The sequence below is a fragment of the Streptomyces sp. NPDC001507 genome, from assembly GCF_042894765.1.
In the GTDB taxonomy this organism is placed as follows: domain Bacteria; phylum Actinomycetota; class Actinomycetes; order Streptomycetales; family Streptomycetaceae; genus Streptomyces.
In genome coordinates this window covers 317394-331806 of record NZ_JBIAVV010000010.1, presented here as the reverse complement: position 1 = coordinate 331806, position 14413 = coordinate 317394, and the positions used below count along the sequence as shown (strand labels likewise).

General features: G+C 71.5%; 15 protein-coding genes, 1 tRNA gene and 1 pseudogene. 7 read left to right on the top strand and 10 right to left on the bottom strand.

Annotated elements, in window-relative coordinates:
* Window positions 1–114: 114 nt before the first annotated feature.
* From ACFY0K_RS31335 to ACFY0K_RS31310, 6 genes are all read right to left on the bottom strand, one after another.
* Window positions 115–1281, bottom strand: coding sequence for a lipid-transfer protein (locus ACFY0K_RS31335; protein WP_390642627.1), 1167 nt, complete (start codon window positions 1279–1281; stop codon window positions 115–117).
* The gene (locus tag ACFY0K_RS31330) at window positions 1278–1727 is read right to left on the bottom strand and encodes a MaoC family dehydratase (RefSeq protein ID WP_390642626.1); all 450 of its coding nucleotides are present in this window, start codon (window positions 1725–1727) and stop codon (window positions 1278–1280) included. The genes ACFY0K_RS31335 and ACFY0K_RS31330 overlap by 4 nt, the downstream gene beginning before the upstream one ends.
* Entirely contained in the window at window positions 1717–2799 is a 1083-nt protein-coding gene (locus tag ACFY0K_RS31325) for an acyl-CoA dehydrogenase family protein (protein ID WP_390642625.1), read from the bottom strand. The genes ACFY0K_RS31330 and ACFY0K_RS31325 overlap by 11 nt, the downstream gene beginning before the upstream one ends.
* A gap of 1 nt (window position 2800) precedes the next feature.
* Entirely contained in the window at window positions 2801–3796 is a 996-nt protein-coding gene (locus ACFY0K_RS31320) for a bifunctional MaoC family dehydratase N-terminal/OB-fold nucleic acid binding domain-containing protein (RefSeq protein ID WP_390642624.1), read from the bottom strand.
* A complete protein-coding gene (locus tag ACFY0K_RS31315; RefSeq protein ID WP_390642623.1) occupies window positions 3780–4949 on the bottom strand; it encodes an acyl-CoA dehydrogenase family protein in 1170 nt (389 codons plus the stop codon). The genes ACFY0K_RS31320 and ACFY0K_RS31315 overlap by 17 nt, the downstream gene beginning before the upstream one ends.
* A gap of 186 nt (window positions 4950–5135) precedes the next feature.
* Complete coding sequence (locus tag ACFY0K_RS31310) at window positions 5136–5453, bottom strand: hypothetical protein (protein ID WP_351960378.1); 318 nt, start codon at window positions 5451–5453, stop codon at window positions 5136–5138.
* Between the two features lie 364 nt (window positions 5454–5817).
* On the opposite strand from ACFY0K_RS31310, the gene ACFY0K_RS31305 reads away from it, so the two are divergent.
* From ACFY0K_RS31305 to ACFY0K_RS31290, 4 genes are all read left to right on the top strand, one after another.
* A complete protein-coding gene (locus ACFY0K_RS31305; protein ID WP_390642622.1) occupies window positions 5818–6693 on the top strand; it encodes a bifunctional DNA primase/polymerase in 876 nt (291 codons plus the stop codon).
* Window positions 6694–6873: 180 nt separating this feature from the next.
* Entirely contained in the window at window positions 6874–7317 is a 444-nt protein-coding gene (locus tag ACFY0K_RS31300) for a hypothetical protein (RefSeq protein WP_390642621.1), read from the top strand.
* Window positions 7318–7433: 116 nt separating this feature from the next.
* Complete coding sequence (locus ACFY0K_RS31295) at window positions 7434–7712, top strand: hypothetical protein (protein ID WP_390642620.1); 279 nt, start codon at window positions 7434–7436, stop codon at window positions 7710–7712.
* On the top strand, window positions 7709–8125 hold the full coding sequence (locus ACFY0K_RS31290) for a hypothetical protein (RefSeq protein WP_390642619.1): 417 nt from the start codon (window positions 7709–7711) through the stop codon (window positions 8123–8125). Before ACFY0K_RS31295 ends, ACFY0K_RS31290 begins: the two co-directional genes overlap by 4 nt.
* On the opposite strand, the gene ACFY0K_RS31285 is transcribed toward ACFY0K_RS31290, so the two are convergent.
* Complete coding sequence (locus ACFY0K_RS31285; protein WP_390642618.1) at window positions 8115–9005, bottom strand: GNAT family N-acetyltransferase; 891 nt, start codon at window positions 9003–9005, stop codon at window positions 8115–8117. The two genes, ACFY0K_RS31290 and ACFY0K_RS31285, sit on opposite strands and share 11 nt — an antisense overlap.
* A 416-nt stretch (window positions 9006–9421) precedes the next feature.
* The gene (locus ACFY0K_RS31280) at window positions 9422–9631 is read right to left on the bottom strand and encodes a hypothetical protein (protein ID WP_390642617.1); all 210 of its coding nucleotides are present in this window, start codon (window positions 9629–9631) and stop codon (window positions 9422–9424) included.
* A 547-nt stretch (window positions 9632–10178) separates the two neighbouring features.
* On the opposite strand from ACFY0K_RS31280, the pseudogene ACFY0K_RS31275 reads away from it, so the two are divergent.
* A pseudogene (locus ACFY0K_RS31275) lies at window positions 10179–10495 on the top strand (UTRA domain-containing protein); the annotation flags it as partial.
* Window positions 10496–10625: 130 nt separating this feature from the next.
* Here the strand turns inward: ACFY0K_RS31275 and ACFY0K_RS31270 are convergent.
* Both ACFY0K_RS31270 and ACFY0K_RS31265 read right to left on the bottom strand, forming a co-directional pair.
* Window positions 10626–10712, bottom strand: a tRNA-Ser gene (locus ACFY0K_RS31270).
* A 60-nt stretch (window positions 10713–10772) separates the two neighbouring features.
* On the bottom strand, window positions 10773–12248 hold the full coding sequence (locus ACFY0K_RS31265) for a S1C family serine protease (protein WP_390642616.1): 1476 nt from the start codon (window positions 12246–12248) through the stop codon (window positions 10773–10775).
* A gap of 257 nt (window positions 12249–12505) precedes the next feature.
* Here ACFY0K_RS31265 and ACFY0K_RS31260 point away from each other — a divergent pair, with 257 nt between their 5' ends.
* Both ACFY0K_RS31260 and ACFY0K_RS31255 read left to right on the top strand, forming a co-directional pair.
* Window positions 12506–13333 carry a glycerophosphodiester phosphodiesterase gene (locus tag ACFY0K_RS31260; RefSeq protein ID WP_382731133.1) on the top strand — a complete coding sequence of 276 codons (828 nt, stop codon included), beginning with the start codon at window positions 12506–12508 and terminating at the stop codon, window positions 13331–13333.
* Between the two features lie 222 nt (window positions 13334–13555).
* Window positions 13556–14194 (top strand): ATP-binding protein, encoded by a 639-nt coding sequence (locus ACFY0K_RS31255; RefSeq protein ID WP_351956917.1) that lies wholly within the window; start codon window positions 13556–13558, stop codon window positions 14192–14194.
* Window positions 14195–14413 lie beyond the last annotated feature (219 nt).

Here is a 14413-nt window from a genome sequence, read left to right as displayed (position 1 = left end):
CGAGTCCCCCTCAGGTTGTAGGGGTGGGGCTGCCTACACCTCCTGAAGGTGGAGTACGGGAGTGGAACTCCTGCGGGTTTACCCCTGAGGGAGAGGGCCCCAGGGGGTCCGGCCTCACCCGTCCGAGGTCAGGACCAGCCCGGACGTCGGTACGCCCGTGCCGGCCGTCACCAGGACCCGCTCCGCCCCCGGTATGGGGTTCACGGCGGTGCCGCGCAGCTGGCGCACCCCCTCCGCCACCCCGTTCATCCCGTGCAGGTACGCCTCCCCGAGCTGTCCCCCGTGCGTGTTCAGCGGCAGCCGCGCCCCGGCCACGAAGTCCGCCGCCTCCCCCCGCCCGCAGAACCCGAACTCCTCCAGCTGCATCAGCACGAACGGGGTGAAGTGGTCGTACAGGATCCCCACGTCGATGTCGGCCGGGGCCAGTCCGCTGGTGCGCCACAGCTGGCGGGCCACCACGCCCATCTCCGGCAGCCCGGTCAGGTCGTCCCGGTAGAAGCTGGTCATCTGCTCCTGGGCCCGGCCGGCCCCCTGCGCGGCCGCCGCGATCACCGCCGGCGGATGCGGCAGGTCGCGCGCCCGCTCCACCGACGTGACGACGAGGGCCTGGCCGCCGTCCGTCTCCTGGCAGCAGTCCAGCAGCCGGAGCGGCTCGACGATCCAGCGGGAGGCCGCGTGGTCCGCGAGGGTGATGGGGCGGCCGTGGAACCAGGCGGCCGGGTTGGTCGCCGCGTACCCGCGGCCGACCACCGCCACCTGCCCGAACGCCTCCGGGGTCAGCCCGTACGTGTGCAGGTAGCGCTGCGCCGCCATCGCCACCCAGGACGCGGGGGTGAGCAGCCCGAACGGCAGCACCCAGCCGAGCGCCGCCCCCTCCGCCGACGGCTCCCGGTGCTGCACACCCGAGCCGAAGCGGCGGCCCGATCTCTCGTTGAAGGCGCGGTAGCAGACCACCACCTCGGCGATCCCGGCCGCGACCGCCAGCGCCGCCTGCTGGACGGTCGCGCAGGCCGCGCCGCCGCCGTAGTGGACGCGGGAGAAGAAGGAGAGCTCGCCGATCCCGCAGGCCTGCGCCACGGTGATCTCCGGGCTTGTGTCCATCGTGAACGTCACCATGCCGTCCACGTCCGCCGGGGCCAGCCCCGCGTCGTCCAGCGCCGCCCGCACCGCCTCCGCCGCCAGCCGCAGCTCGCTGCGCCCCGAGTCCTTGGAGAACTCGGTGGCCCCGATGCCGACGACCGCCGCCCGCCCGCCGAGTGAATCCCGGCCGCGCACGCTCATGAGTCCGCCCCGTCGGTGAGGGTGACGGTCACGTGGGCTTCGGCGAAGGTGAGGGTCACCGTGCCGGTCACGTGGTTGCCGAGGCCGTTGGCGCCGACCACCCGGACCGTCGCCGTACCCCGCTCGTCGTCCAGCTCCTCGATCCGGCCGGTCAGCACCATCGTGTCCCCCGGGTAGTTGGGCGCGCCGAGCCGGATGGCGACCTTGCGGAGCTCTGTCGTCGGGCCGAAGCAGTCGGTGACGTACCGGCCGACCAGGCCGTTCGTCGTCAGGATGTTCATGAAGATGTCCGGGGAGCCCTTCTGCCGGGCCAGTTCGGCGTCGTGGTGCACGTCCTGGTAGTCCCGGGAGGCGATCGCCCCCGCCACGATCAGCGTCCGCGTGATCGGGATCTCCAGCGGCGGCAGCTCGGTGCCGACCCCCGGCCGGGTCGTCTCAACTCCCACTCGCGATCAACTCCCCCAGTTCCTGGAGCACTTCGCCCCCGCTGCCCAGATACGCGTCCAGTTGCCGCCCCCACAGGAAGTGCCGGTGCACGGGATGGCCGACGTCGGCGCCCGCGCCGCCGTGCAGGTGCTGGCCCGTGTGCACGACCCGCTGCCCGGCCTCGGACGCCCACCAGGCCGCGGTCAGCGCGTGCGCGGCGTACGGCAGACCGGCGTCCCGCCGCCAGGCCGCCTCGTACGCCGTCACCCTTATCGCCTCGGTGTCCATGTGGGCGTCGGCGGCCCGGAGCTGGACGGCCTGCCGGGTGGCGAGCGGGCGCCCGAACTGCTCGCGGGTGTTGGTGTGGGCCACGGCCCGGGCGAGGGAGCCCGCGCAGACGCCCGCCTGGAGACCGGCGAAGGCGGTGCGGGCGGTGGCCAGGACGTCGGCGTAGACGTCGGGGCCGGAATCCCGGCCGGGGCTGGGACCGGAACCGGAACCGGGACCGGAACCCAGGAGCTCGGCGGAGGCCTCGTCGAGGGTGAGCCGCCCCGCCGACCAGGGCGCGGTCAGCTCGACCTCCTCGATGCGGGTGCCGGTGCCGGTGCCCTCGCCGAGCGGCACCAGCCACAGCCCCCGGCCGGCGTCCGCCACCAGGACGTGGGTGGCGTCCCGCAGCCACGGGACGACGGGGACGGTGCCGCTCAGCCCGCCCCGCGCGCAGGGCCGTACCCCCTGCTGGGCGGGGAACGCCCCGGCCACCACCACCGAGCCGTCCCCGATCCCCGGCAGCAGCCGCGCCCGCTGGTCGTCGGTGCCGTGCGCGGCGATCGCCAACTGTCCGTACACGCAGCTCGCCGCGTACGGAACCTGGGCCGTGGTACGCCCCTGTTCCTCCAGCAGGAGCACCAGTCCCAGCAGGCCCAGCTCCGCGACCGCGGCGACCAGTCCCGCCCCGCACAGCGCCTTCCACAGCTCCGGGTCACTGCCGGTGCCGGCCGCGCGCAGCCGCTCGTGGGTGGCGAGGTCGGCGAAGATCCGCGCGGCGAGGTCACGGGCCTCGGCCTGGTCCTCGGTGGGCGTGAAGTCCATGTCAGGCCTCCACGCCGAAAGCGCCGGAAGCACCGGAAGCACCGAGCCCACCGGAAACGCCGAGCGCGCCGAGCGGGTCGGCGGCCCGGAAGACGGGCAGGGTCGACGCCCCGCCCTCGTCCTCGTACCGGCGGAACTCCACCCGCACCGGCAGCCCGATCCGCACCTTGTCGTACGGCACCCCCACCACGTTGCCCACCATCCGCACGCCCTCGGCGAGCTCGATCAGGCCGACCGCGTACGGCGGGTCGAAGGCCGGGAAGGGCGGGTGGTGCATCACGACGTACGACCAGACCGTGCCCTCGCCGGACGACTCGACGGTGTCCCAGTCGAGGGAGCCGCAGGCGTTGCAGCCCGGCAGCCAGGGGTGGCGCAGGGTGCGGCAGCCCGTACAGCGCTGGATGAGGAGCCGCTCCCCGGCCACGCCCTCCCAGAAGCCGGCGTTGTCCCGGTTGACCACCGGACGGGGGCGCGGCGGAGCCTTGGCCGGCCGCCCCGCGGGCTCGTACTTGAGGACGCGGAGGCGGTGGACGCCCACCAACTCCTCGCCGATCCGGATGTCCGTGCGCGTGGTGACGAAGTAGCCCGTGCCCAGCTTCGTCGTCTTCCGCGCGGACACCGACTCGATCACCGTGTCGAAGACCAGCTCGTCGCCCGGCCGCAGCGGGCGCAGGTACTCCTGCTCGCAGTCGGTGGCGACGATCGAGACACAGCCCGCCGCGTCGAGCAGGGCGGACATCTCGTCGTACGCGCCGGTGCGTGCCGTGTTGCCGGAGAGGCCGCCCATCGTCCAGGCCTGGAGCATGGTGGGCGGGGCGATCGCGTCCGGCCCCTCGTACGCCGGGTTCGTGTCGCCCATCGCCTCGCACCAGTGCCGGATCATGGGCAGGTTGACCGGGTCCTTGCCGGTGCCCGCCCGGGAGGCCGGCTGACCCTCGTACGCCTTGAGCCGCGCCCCCAGCCCGTCAGTCCCCAGCTCGTCAGTCCCCCCGGCCACGGCCACCCCTCCGCATCCCGAGCCGCATCGTCGCGACGATCTCCCGCTGCACCTCGCTCACCCCGCCCCCGAACGTGTTGATCTGCGCCGCCCTGTTGAGCCGCTCCAGCTCTCCGTCCCCGAACACCCCCGGCGAACCGGACCGGACCAATGCCGCCTCGCCGACGATCTCCTGACACATGCGATACGTCGCGACTGCCGATTCCGTTCCCGCGAACTTCACCCCGCTGGCCTCCGCGGGGGCCACCCGGCCCGCCCCCGCGTCCCCCACCAGACGCCAGCTGAGCAGGCGGTTCGCCGCCAGTCGGGCATGCGCTTCGGCCAGTCGAAGACGAATCCACGGCTCGTCAACACGGCGCCGCCCGCTCACCGGATCGGGGGTGCGGGCGGCGGTGAGCGCGGCCGCGTAGAAGTCCTCGGCCTGCATGCCGGTCGCGGCGAGGGCGACCCGCTCGTGGTTGAGCTGGTTGGTGATGAGCGACCAGCCGTCGTGCTCGGCTCCGACGAGGCTGCCGGCGGGAACGTGGACGCCGTCGTAGTACGTCGCCGTCGTGATCTGCCCGCCCACCGTCTCGATCGGCGTCCAGGAGAACCCGGGTGCGTCCGTGGGGACGAGAAGGATCGAGATGCCGCGGTGCCTGGGCGCCTCGGGGTCGGTGCGGCAGGCGAGCCAGATCCAGTCGGCGTGCTGGGCGCCCGAGGTGAAGATCTTCTGCCCGTCGATCCGCCAGCCCTCGCCGTCCCGCACCGCCCGGGTGCGCAGCGCGGCCAGGTCGGTGCCTGCCGAGGGTTCGCTGTAGCCGATGGCGAAGACGAGGTCGCCGCGGAGGATGCCGGGCAGGAAGCGGACCTTCTGCTCCGCGCTGCCGTACTTCATCAGCGTCGGTCCGACCGTGTTGAGGGTGACCATCGAGACGGGGGCGCCGGCCCGGTACGCCTCGTCGAAGAACACGAACTGCTCGTCGGCGCCCCGCCCTTGGCCGCCGTACTCGACGGGCCAGCCGAGGCCGAGAAGGCCGTCCGCGCCGATGCGGCGCAGCAGGGCACGGCGTTCGGCGGGGTCGTCGGGGGCGGTGGACGGCATCAAGGACCGGAAGTAGGCACGCAGTTGGGCGCGCAGCCGCTGCTGGCGTTCGGTGGGAGCCAGATGCATGGTTTCTGACTGTCCGTCAGATACGCCTTGCTGTCAAGGTCGAGAGGGGGCGACAAGGGGGGCGATCGGGGGCCGAGGGGAGTGCCGGAAGGAGGCGGAAACGCCTGCGCGGCGATGCCGAAGCACCGCCGCGCGGACGCACTGCCCATCCCCACAGACCACACCCCACCAGGGCTCAGGCGGGGCTTACCACAGGTGGGTGAAGTGGACGGCGACGTTGTCGTTGCCCTGCTGGATCGCGGTCCAGGCGGAGTGGTTGACCTGAGCGGTGTTGCTCTGGTTCGAGGCGCCGTTGCCCACCGCGTTCTGCTGGGTGGTCGAGGAGTTGCCGTTGTTGTCGTGGCCGACCCCGCTGCCGATGATGCCCGCCGTGCCGGCGTTGGCGCTCGATCCGTTGCCCGCGATGGCGCCGTTGTCCGCCGCCGCCACACCGGCGAAGAGGGCCGCGGCGAGCGGAAGGGCGGAGACGGCGGCGAGAACGCGGGCGGTACGGATGCTTGCCATGTTGTTTCCTCTCGGAGCCCGGCTGCTGTGCCGGAGGTTCGTCAAGTAAGCCTGTTTCCTGGGCAGTTGGCCGACCGCCCCGGTGTTCGTCTGCGACGTCGCGAGACCAGAGTTGCCCACCGAATCCCCGGCGAACCACCCCGGAAGCCCTCATTCGCCCTCAAGCGTGATGACAAGTCGATAAACCCCTTTCGCCACCTTTGATCGACTTACGCCCCAGCAGTGGCCACTCCGGACATCCACTCCCATCAGGTCCCCCAAGGGAAAAACCGTTCCGCTTCCGATCCGCGCCCAGATCTCCGCCCCCGGCGTGTCACACCGGCACCCCCTTCCCTTTTTCGAACGCACGTACGAACATGGATGCATGGCCACCACCGATCGGCAGGCCACGACGCTGGCCCTCGCACACGCCCTGTCAGCCGCCGAGCGCGGCCTGGCCGTCATCCCCCTGTCCCGCACGAAGCTCCCCGCCCTGCGCTCCCCGCACCGCCACGACCCCGGCGCCGCACTCCCGCCCTGCCACGGCGAGTGCGGCCGCCCCGGCCACGGGGTGTACGACGCCACCACCGATCCGACCCGCATCCGCGAACTGTTCGCCGCGGCACCCTGGGCGACCGGCTACGGCATCGCCTGCGGGCTGCCCCCGCACCGCCTGATCGGCGTCGACCTGGACGTGAAGGGCGGTACGGACGCCACGGGCGCCCTGCGCGAACTGGCCCTGCGGCACCTTTTCACCATCCCGCCGACGGTCGTCGTCCTCACCCCGAGCGGCGGCCGCCACCTCTGGCTGACCGGACCGCCGGACACCGTCGTCCCCAACTCGGCCGGCCGGCTCGCCCCCGGCATCGACATCCGCGGTGCCGGCGGCTACCTGGTCGGCCCCGGCTCCCGCACCGACCACGGCGTCTACGCCACCGCCCCCGGTACCGAGCACCTGGTCCCCGCGCCCTGTCCCCCGTCCCTGCTCCGCCTCCTGCTCCCGCCGCCACGCGCGCCACACCCCGCGACCCACCCCTCGGTGGGCAACCGCGGCCAGGGCCTGGTCCAGTTCGTCCTCTCCGCCCACGAGGGCCAGCGCAACACCCGGCTCTTCTGGGCGGCCTGCCGCGCCTACGAGAACGGCATCGGCCGCGCCCTGCGGGCGCCGCTGATCGACGCGGCGGTCCACACCGGCCTCACGGAACAGGAGGCCCGCGCGACGATCGCGTCGGCGGCCCGCATGACCGGCCACCGGCCCTGAGACTCCCTGAGGGGCCTTGAGAGGCGAGAGGCCCATGAGACCGAGAAGCCCTGAGGGGCCCTGAGGGATCCGGAGAGGCCCTGAGGGGGCCCTGCGCGGGGTCCTGAGGGGTCCTGCGGCTCCCTGAGGGGCCCTGAAAATCGAACGCACCCGGGCCGCGCGCCCGCCTAACCTGCCCCCATGACCCTGACCCGTGTCGTCCTCACCTCCGGCCGTGTGATCGGTCTCTCCCACCTCCGGCTCTCGTCGACATACGGCGGGCTGCTGGAGGGTTATCCGCACCAGGCCCTCAACGACCGTCGCATCAAGCGCATGTTGGCTGCGGCCACCGCCGAGTACCCGCACACCCCGACCCATCTGGTCCCGCCCCCGCGCGAACACCCCGCCGACGACCGCACCGACCGCGTCGGCCCCTTCGGCCCGGTGGAGATCCTGCCGCCGGTCACCTGCATCGGTCTGTTCGATTCCGCACCCGTCGCCACGGACGTCGACCCGGTCCTGCACGGCTCGGCCCTCACGATCGTCTGGTTCCAGGCCACACCTCAGCCGCCGTCGGGCCACGACGCGGACCAGGGGCTGCGGGAGGTGGCCTGGGAGGAGCTGGCGGAGGACTACGAGATCTGAGGGGCCGATCTCTGGCATCCGCGCGCTGCGTGCCGCGACTTGGGGATGCCGAGGCAGCTACGAAAGATGCGCGGACGCAGACTTTCGGGAACTGATCCGGGCGGGGCCTGCTCGCCATGCTGACGGTATGGATCATATGGATCAGGCGAAGATTTCCCGGGCTCCCCGGGCGACGTCGGACCATCCGCGACAGCGCCATCCGGCTCGACGGCACGCACATCACCCGGGACGGCCGCACCCGCCTCCACGTCGACGACGGGCGGCTGCGCACCGTGGGGGAGCCGGGGACCTTCACCCTCAGCAGCGGCAGCGCCTCGGACCGCCTGCACCAGCGGATCTCCCTGACCGTGTCCTGGCCCGCCCCGCCACCACCGGAGAACCGGAGAACCCCATGAACACCGCCGACACCCCCCTCGCCGAGGCCGACTACATCGCGGCCACCGCCGACGAGCTGAGCCGCAAGCAGGACGCCGACAGGGCCGCGGCGCTGGTCAGCCAGAAAGCCCTCTTCCAGCGCCGCGGCCGGATCGTCCTCCGTCCCGACCGGCTCGTCCTCACCAACTGGTCGGACACCGGCTCCCTCATCCTGGCCCGCACGGACATCACCGCGGCCGAGACCCGCTTCACCGACCTCTACGGCCGCTTCATGGGCGGCCTCCTCAACGCCGGCAAGCCCCTCGTCCTCACCACCACCGCCGCCGCTCCGTCCCCGGGTGACATCTACCTGCTCGTCAACCGCCGCGAGTTCATGGAGACGACCGACGACAGGCAGTGGGAGAAGCGCATCAACGCCTGGGTCAACGGCTGATCCCGGCTGCCGGCGCGGCTGCCGAGAAGTCGTATCCGGACCACTCGCTGAGCCGGACGAACCCGAGGCGCTGGTAGAGGGCGTTGCTGACGGGGTTGGCCAGGTCCGCGAACAGGACGACGTCCTGCGCGCCCGCGGCCAGCGCGGCCCGGCTCACCTCCGCCGTCACGGCCGCCGCGTAACCGCGACCGCGCAGGTGGGAAGGGGTGTAGACGACGTCCACCTGCATCTGGCCGCCGATCAGCGAATTGAGGCCCGCGACGGAGACGGGAGTGCCGTCCGGGGTCTCCCAGAGCGTGTAGGTCTTGTCGGCGAAGCGCGTCCCGGCCCAGGTCCCCGCGTCGACGACCACGTCCTCCCCGACGGCCTCGGCGAACTCACCGCACCAGAACATGGTCTCTTCGAGGTCCTGCTCGCCCAGGACGCGACCCCGGCCCGCCGGCAGCGGGTCCGGTGGGGTGAGCGAGCCGAGGCGGTACAGGCACAGCCGCGTGTCCCGGAGCGTCGGCGTCGCGCCGGTGCGCCGCTGCCAGGCCTCGGCGAAAGCGGTGGCCGAACCGTGGTCCGCGCTGACGGAGGGAACGGAGTCCCCGAGGTCGGCCAGCCGGCCGGCGAGCGAGTCGGCCTGCTCGGGCGTGAGCGGGGAGAGGCCGAAGCCACGGGGCGGGAGGCGGTAGCAGGTGGCGTGCACCTCGCCGCCCCGCTCCAGCATCCCGAAGACGGGAACACCGGTGCCGAACGCCTCGGCCCCCCGCGCCCGCACCCTCTCGGCCCACGTCGACTGCATGACGTGCGGGCCGGGACGGGAACGCAGGAAATCCCCCGCGCGGGCGAGGAATTCATCGACATCATGGGTCAGGTACCAGTCGGATGAGCGCATGCCCCATGCCCTACCACTCCGGCCACGAGGCCAGTCGGCCCCCGCCGGACGCAGCGCCGCACGAACACCCCTTTCAGCCATCCGAGCCGAAGCATTCCTCGACAGGAGCACCGGAGAATCCGCACGCGGCGGCATCCCCCTCGCCCCGACGCCGAGGGCCGTGCGCTTTCCCCGTCTGCCGAACGCGGCTCAACCCAGGTAGGGGTCTCGAAGATGACCACCAGGCGCAAGGGCCTACCCCCTGCCCAACAGGAAAGCGCAGGTCGCCGAGATCCCCGACAGGACCCTGGGACAAGAACAACCAACCCCTAATGATCAAGCCCCCTACCAGCGAAGATCCGCGGGTAGGGGGCTTGTCGCCGTGGACGCCGATCGGCGGTCAGGGTGCCGGTATCGGCGATCCCGCGGTTTGACGATCAGAAGGAGACAGTGATGCCGACCTGGTGGTACTGGCCGACGGTGTCCAGGACCTCGTCCTTGACCGCGCCGAACTGAGCCACGAGGTCCGAGTTGCTGACCGCCGTGGGGCCGGCGGCGATGCCGACCTGCGGGCTCAGGCCGCCGGAAACGGTGTCGAGTTCGGCGTCAGCTATCTCAAGGGTCTGAACCTGGGGAGCGGAGTTCATGGGGAAACTGCCCTTCGTATGGATGTTCCACAAGGGGGAGCGGCCAAGCTGGGGATAGCCGATGAGCCGCGACCGCAGGCCCGCGCCATCCGTTTCCGGACGTCTTGGCGCGATCCAGGCGGTGCGAAGGATCAAATCACGGAGCATGCCCGGCATCCAGTCACTCGCTGGTCTCAGCAGGGCAGTTGAAACGGTCGACTACTCATCCATGCGCGCATGCACACGAATTGAGGGCTGCTTCTCTACATGTAGCCCCGCATAGGAAACCGACAGCTATTGCCACGGCAGCTCCGACCAGGACAACTCCGCACCAACCGAACGCCCTCGTGCCACAGTTGCGCATTCGGTGTGGAGATTCAGTCACGTATACATCCGCGCGCCCTTCAGGACCCTGTCCACCGCGTTCGGCGGCCCCTACACCGCGGTCGTTTCCGGTCGCGAAGAGAACGGAGGTGAGGACGGCACGGGGCAGGGCCGACACTCCACGGTGTACGGGCAGACACTGACTACGCCTGTGCACCACAGGCGCACCAGATGCGGCGGGGAACAGCGGGGAATCACCTGGGAGCCCTACGCCCTCGCCGGCACCCTCGTCGTCCTCCCCGAGGAGGCCCGCACGCCGGAACGGGCGTCGTGAACCGCATGGCCGCCCTCGGGATCACCGTCAGCCACGCCGTGGAGCAACCCAAGCCCCGACAGCCGACCGCCGAGGAGGCATCGCTCCTCGGAATTCAGAAGGCCGCTCTCGTCACCCACATCCGGCGGACCTACTACAGCGACCAGGGACGGCCCGTGGAGACCGCGGACATCATCGTGCCCGCCGCTCACTACGAGATCGTCTACGAGATTCCCATCAGCCGGTAGCCGACAGCATCCTCGGGCCATGATCCGAGGCCCTCAGGCCGTGCCCCTTCCGTGCCCCTTCCGTGCCCGAAGAGCGCACACGCCAACGGCCCCCAACCGTCTTGCCTGGTCAGGGGCCGTGAACGTCATGCGGTGGGTGTGGGATTTGAACCCACGGTGACATCGCTGCCACGACGGTTTTCAAGACCGTTCCCTTAGGCCGCTCGGGCAACCCACCCCGCGCCGACCGAGATCGGCGCGGGGAACAGAGTAACCGGTTCGTGCGGGCGGGTGTGGGTCAGTTGTCGCCGACGCGGGAGCCGAGGGTGACGGTGACCGTGTGTTCGCTGCCGCCCCGCTTGTAGGTGATCTCCACCTTGTCGCCGGGCTTGTGGGTCCAGATCTCGCCGATCAGGGTCGGGCCGCTGTCGATCACCGTGTCGTCCAGCTTGGTGATGACGTCGCCGGGCTTGAGGCCGGCCTTGTCCGCGGGGCCGCCCGACTCGACCGCGGCGGAGCCGCCCGAGCCGGAGTCGGTGATCTGGGCGCCGGAGGTGCCGTCCTCCAGCGACACCGACGCGCCGATCTTCGCGTAGACCGGCTTGCCGGTCTTGATCAGCTGCTGGGCCACGTACTTGGCCTGGTTGATCGGGATGGCGAAGCCGAGGCCGATCGAGCCCGACTGCCCGGTGCTGCCCAGGCCGCCGCTGGACGCGGACTGGATCGCGGAGTTGATGCCGATCACCGCGCCGGAGGCGTCGAGCAGCGGGCCGCCGGAGTTGCCCGGGTTGATGGACGCGTCGGTCTGCAGGGCGCTCATGTACGACGCCTTGCTGGTGGAGCTGCCGTCGCTGGAGGCGACCGGGCGGTTCTTGGCGCTGATGATGCCCGTGGTGACCGTGTTGGACAGGCCGAAGGGGGCACCGATCGCGATCGTCTCGTCGCCGACGGCGACCTTGTCGGAGTCGCCCAGGGCGAGCGGCTTCAGGTCCGACGGCGGGTTCTTGAGCTTGATCACCGCGACGTCGTAGCCCTGGGCGTGGCCGACGACCTCGGCGTCGTACTTCTTGCCGTCCGGGAACGTCGCGGTCAGCTTGCCGCCGTCGAGGGAGTCGGCGACCACGTGGTTGTTGGTGATGATGTGGCCCTGCTTGTCGAAGACGAAGCCGGTGCCGGTGCCACCCTCGCCGTTGGTGCCCTCGGACTCGATGGTGACCGTGCTGGGCAGCGCGTTCTGGGCGACCGCCGCGATGGTGCCGGCGGCGCGCTTGACCTGGGTGGCGCCGCCGCTGGAGGTCGCGGAGATGGTCGTGGAGCCGCTGTCGTCGTTGTTCTTCGCCAGCGTGTAGCCGAGGCCGCCGCCGAGGCCGCCCGCGACCAGCGCGGCCACCAGGACGGCGGCGATCAGACCGCCGCGCCCGCTGCCCTTCTTCGGCGCGTGCTGGGGCTGCTGGAACGGCTGGTGCTGGTACTGCTGGTGCTGCTGGTGCTGCTGGTCGTACGAGGAGCCCCAGCCGGCACCGGCGCCCGCGCCCGGGTCCGCGTAGGAGGGGGTCGCGGGGGGCGGCGGCGGCCAGGAGGCGTCGGGGGCCTGGGGCGCGGGCCCGTAGGGGTCGCTCGCGGGCGCGCCCTGGGGCGTCGGCGGGATCGGAGCGGTCGGCGCTTCCCCGCCGTCGGACGCGGCTGCCTGCGGCGGGGCAGCGGGAGACGACGGCGGCACGGGAGGTGCGGACGGGGCCGGGGGTACCGGGTTGCCCTCGTTCTCGGTGCTCACTACTTCTCTCCTCGGTCCACGGCTCTTCTTCTCGGTCGCACTCGGTCACGCACTTTCACGCTTGCTGTCGGCCCGGCGCGATTCGGCTGTGCATGTGCTTTTGTATGCCGTCAGCTTTTCCCACAGGCCGTCAGAGCACCATAAGCGGTGGCTGTGGGTACACGGACAACCTTTATATGGTGCTTGTCCGACAAAAGTTCTCTTTACCGGCATCCGTGATGCCCCCAGCCGCCTCCGCTCGATGGCACCATGTCGCGGTGACCCACGCACCACAGCATCGCATCCAGGTCGTCGCGCACCGCGGGGCCTCCGAGTACGCCCCCGAGCACACGCTGGCCGCGTACCGGAAGGCCATCGAGGACGGCGCCGACGCCCTGGAGTGCGACGTACGCCTGACCGCCGACGGCCACCTGGTGTGCGTCCACGACCGGCGGGTCAACCGTACGTCCAACGGCCGGGGCGCGGTCTCGGCCCTGGAGCTCGCGGACCTGGCCGCCCTGGACTTCGGCTCGTGGCGGAAGGGTCCGGCCTGGCGCGGGCGGGACGAGGAGCCCGACTGGGAGTTCCGGCCCGAGGACCGCGCGGACACCTCGGTACTGACGCTGGAGCGGCTCCTCGAGCTGGTCGCGGACGCGGGGCGGCGGGTGGAGCTGGCGATCGAGACCAAGCACCCCACGCGGTGGGCGGGGCAGGTCGAGGAGCGGCTGCTGGTGCTGCTCAAGCGGTTCGGGCTGGACGCCCCGGCCACCCCCGACGAGTCGCCGGTGCGGGTCATGAGCTTCTCCGCGCGGTCGCTGGCCCGGGTGCGGGCGGCCTCGCCGACGCTGCCGACGGTGTATCTGCTGCAGTTCCTCTCGCCCCGGCTGCGCGACGGGCGGCTGCCGGCGGGGGTGCGGATCGCGGGCCCCTCGATCCGGATCGTGCGCAATCACCCGGCCTACGTCGAACGGCTGCAGCGCAACGGCCACCGGGTGCACGTCTGGACGGTGAACGAGCCGGAGGACGTGGACCTGTGCGTGGAGCTGGGCATCGACGCGATCATCACCAACCGGCCGGCGGCCGTGCTGGGCCGCCTGGGGCGTTGAGCGGGACGCGGAGCGGGACCTCGGGACCGTCCTGACCAGGGCTCAGATAAAGAGTCGAGTAAGGACATCTCGCAGCCCTTGACCCGACAGCCCGCTCACAGCATCCTCACTTCTCGGCCACACCAGCGAAAATCAGCCACACGTAGCCGTATCTGGGGGATAAGGCGACGACCCGTGACAGGGAGTGCTCCGGCGCGTTCGGCGCGTATTCGTTCGTTGCGAATGCGTCACCGGGCATTCATTGGCCGGTTTCCGGTTCAGGCCAATGGGGCATCCACACCGTGGCGTGGGGCAAAGGAGGTCTCGGGGGTGGCGTTGGTGGTGGCACAGGAGGTGCCCACGTCGTCGAGCATGGCCGTACCCCATGGCCCTGCGGGCGTGGGGAAGGCGAGACACCGGATGCGCGATCAGTTGCGCACGGGCGGTCTGTCGGAAGCGGTCATCGACGATGCCGTACTGATCCTTTCCGAACTTTTGAGCAATGCCTGCAAACACGGGCGCCCCCTGGGGGACGCGCTGGCCGGGGACGGCGACGTCCGGGCGGCCTGGCAGGTGGACACGCGCGGCCGGCTGATCGTCGAGGTGACGGACGGCGGCGGCCCGACCCGCCCGGCCCCGATGACCCCGTCGGTCACGGCGCACGGCGGCCGCGGGCTGAACATCATCACGGCCCTGGCCGACGACTGGGGCGTCCGGGACGACGCCCGGGGCGAGGTGACCGTCTGGGTCGTGGTCCACAAGGACGTGCGCGGTCCGGGCACCCGGGACCACCGCGACGCCTTCGCTACGCGCGTCACGGCACCCCCCGTCCCGGAGATGGCCGACCTGGACTTCGCGGACGCGTTCGACGACCTGGACTGAATCGCCGAGGGGCCGGACCGGCGCGGCTCCGTCGACCCGGACCGAGCCCTCGGCGACCGGGACCGGACAGATACGCGACGGACCCGGACCGGACAGATACGCGACAGGCCCGGACCTGACAGATGCGCGACGGCGTCTTCGTCCGCAGGGCCACGGCCGTACGGTTCGTGGCGGCGCCGTTGTCCACAGGTTCCCGTGGTCCAGGGCATGAACGGCTAG

What these genes read in the sequence shown, in the direction of transcription:
- ACFY0K_RS31300 (WP_390642621.1), top strand. Translation starts at nt 6,874, where the DNA reads ATGACCCTGACCCGTGTCGTCCTCACCTCCGGCCGTGTGATCGGTCTC.
- ACFY0K_RS31255 (WP_351956917.1), top strand. Translation starts at nt 13,556, where the DNA reads ATGCGTCACCGGGCATTCATTGGCCGGTTTCCGGTTCAGGCCAATGGG.
- ACFY0K_RS31305 (WP_390642622.1), top strand. Translation starts at nt 5,818, where the DNA reads ATGGCCACCACCGATCGGCAGGCCACGACGCTGGCCCTCGCACACGCC.
- ACFY0K_RS31310 (WP_351960378.1), bottom strand. Translation starts at nt 5,453, where the DNA reads ATGGCAAGCATCCGTACCGCCCGCGTTCTCGCCGCCGTCTCCGCCCTT.
- ACFY0K_RS31315 (WP_390642623.1), bottom strand. Translation starts at nt 4,949, where the DNA reads ATGCATCTGGCTCCCACCGAACGCCAGCAGCGGCTGCGCGCCCAACTG.
- ACFY0K_RS31335 (WP_390642627.1), bottom strand. Translation starts at nt 1,281, where the DNA reads ATGAGCGTGCGCGGCCGGGATTCACTCGGCGGGCGGGCGGCGGTCGTC.
- ACFY0K_RS31295 (WP_390642620.1), top strand. Translation starts at nt 7,434, where the DNA reads ATGCTGACGGTATGGATCATATGGATCAGGCGAAGATTTCCCGGGCTC.
- ACFY0K_RS31285 (WP_390642618.1), bottom strand. Translation starts at nt 9,005, where the DNA reads ATGCGCTCATCCGACTGGTACCTGACCCATGATGTCGATGAATTCCTC.
- ACFY0K_RS31290 (WP_390642619.1), top strand. Translation starts at nt 7,709, where the DNA reads ATGAACACCGCCGACACCCCCCTCGCCGAGGCCGACTACATCGCGGCC.
- ACFY0K_RS31325 (WP_390642625.1), bottom strand. Translation starts at nt 2,799, where the DNA reads ATGGACTTCACGCCCACCGAGGACCAGGCCGAGGCCCGTGACCTCGCC.
- ACFY0K_RS31280 (WP_390642617.1), bottom strand. Translation starts at nt 9,631, where the DNA reads ATGAACTCCGCTCCCCAGGTTCAGACCCTTGAGATAGCTGACGCCGAA.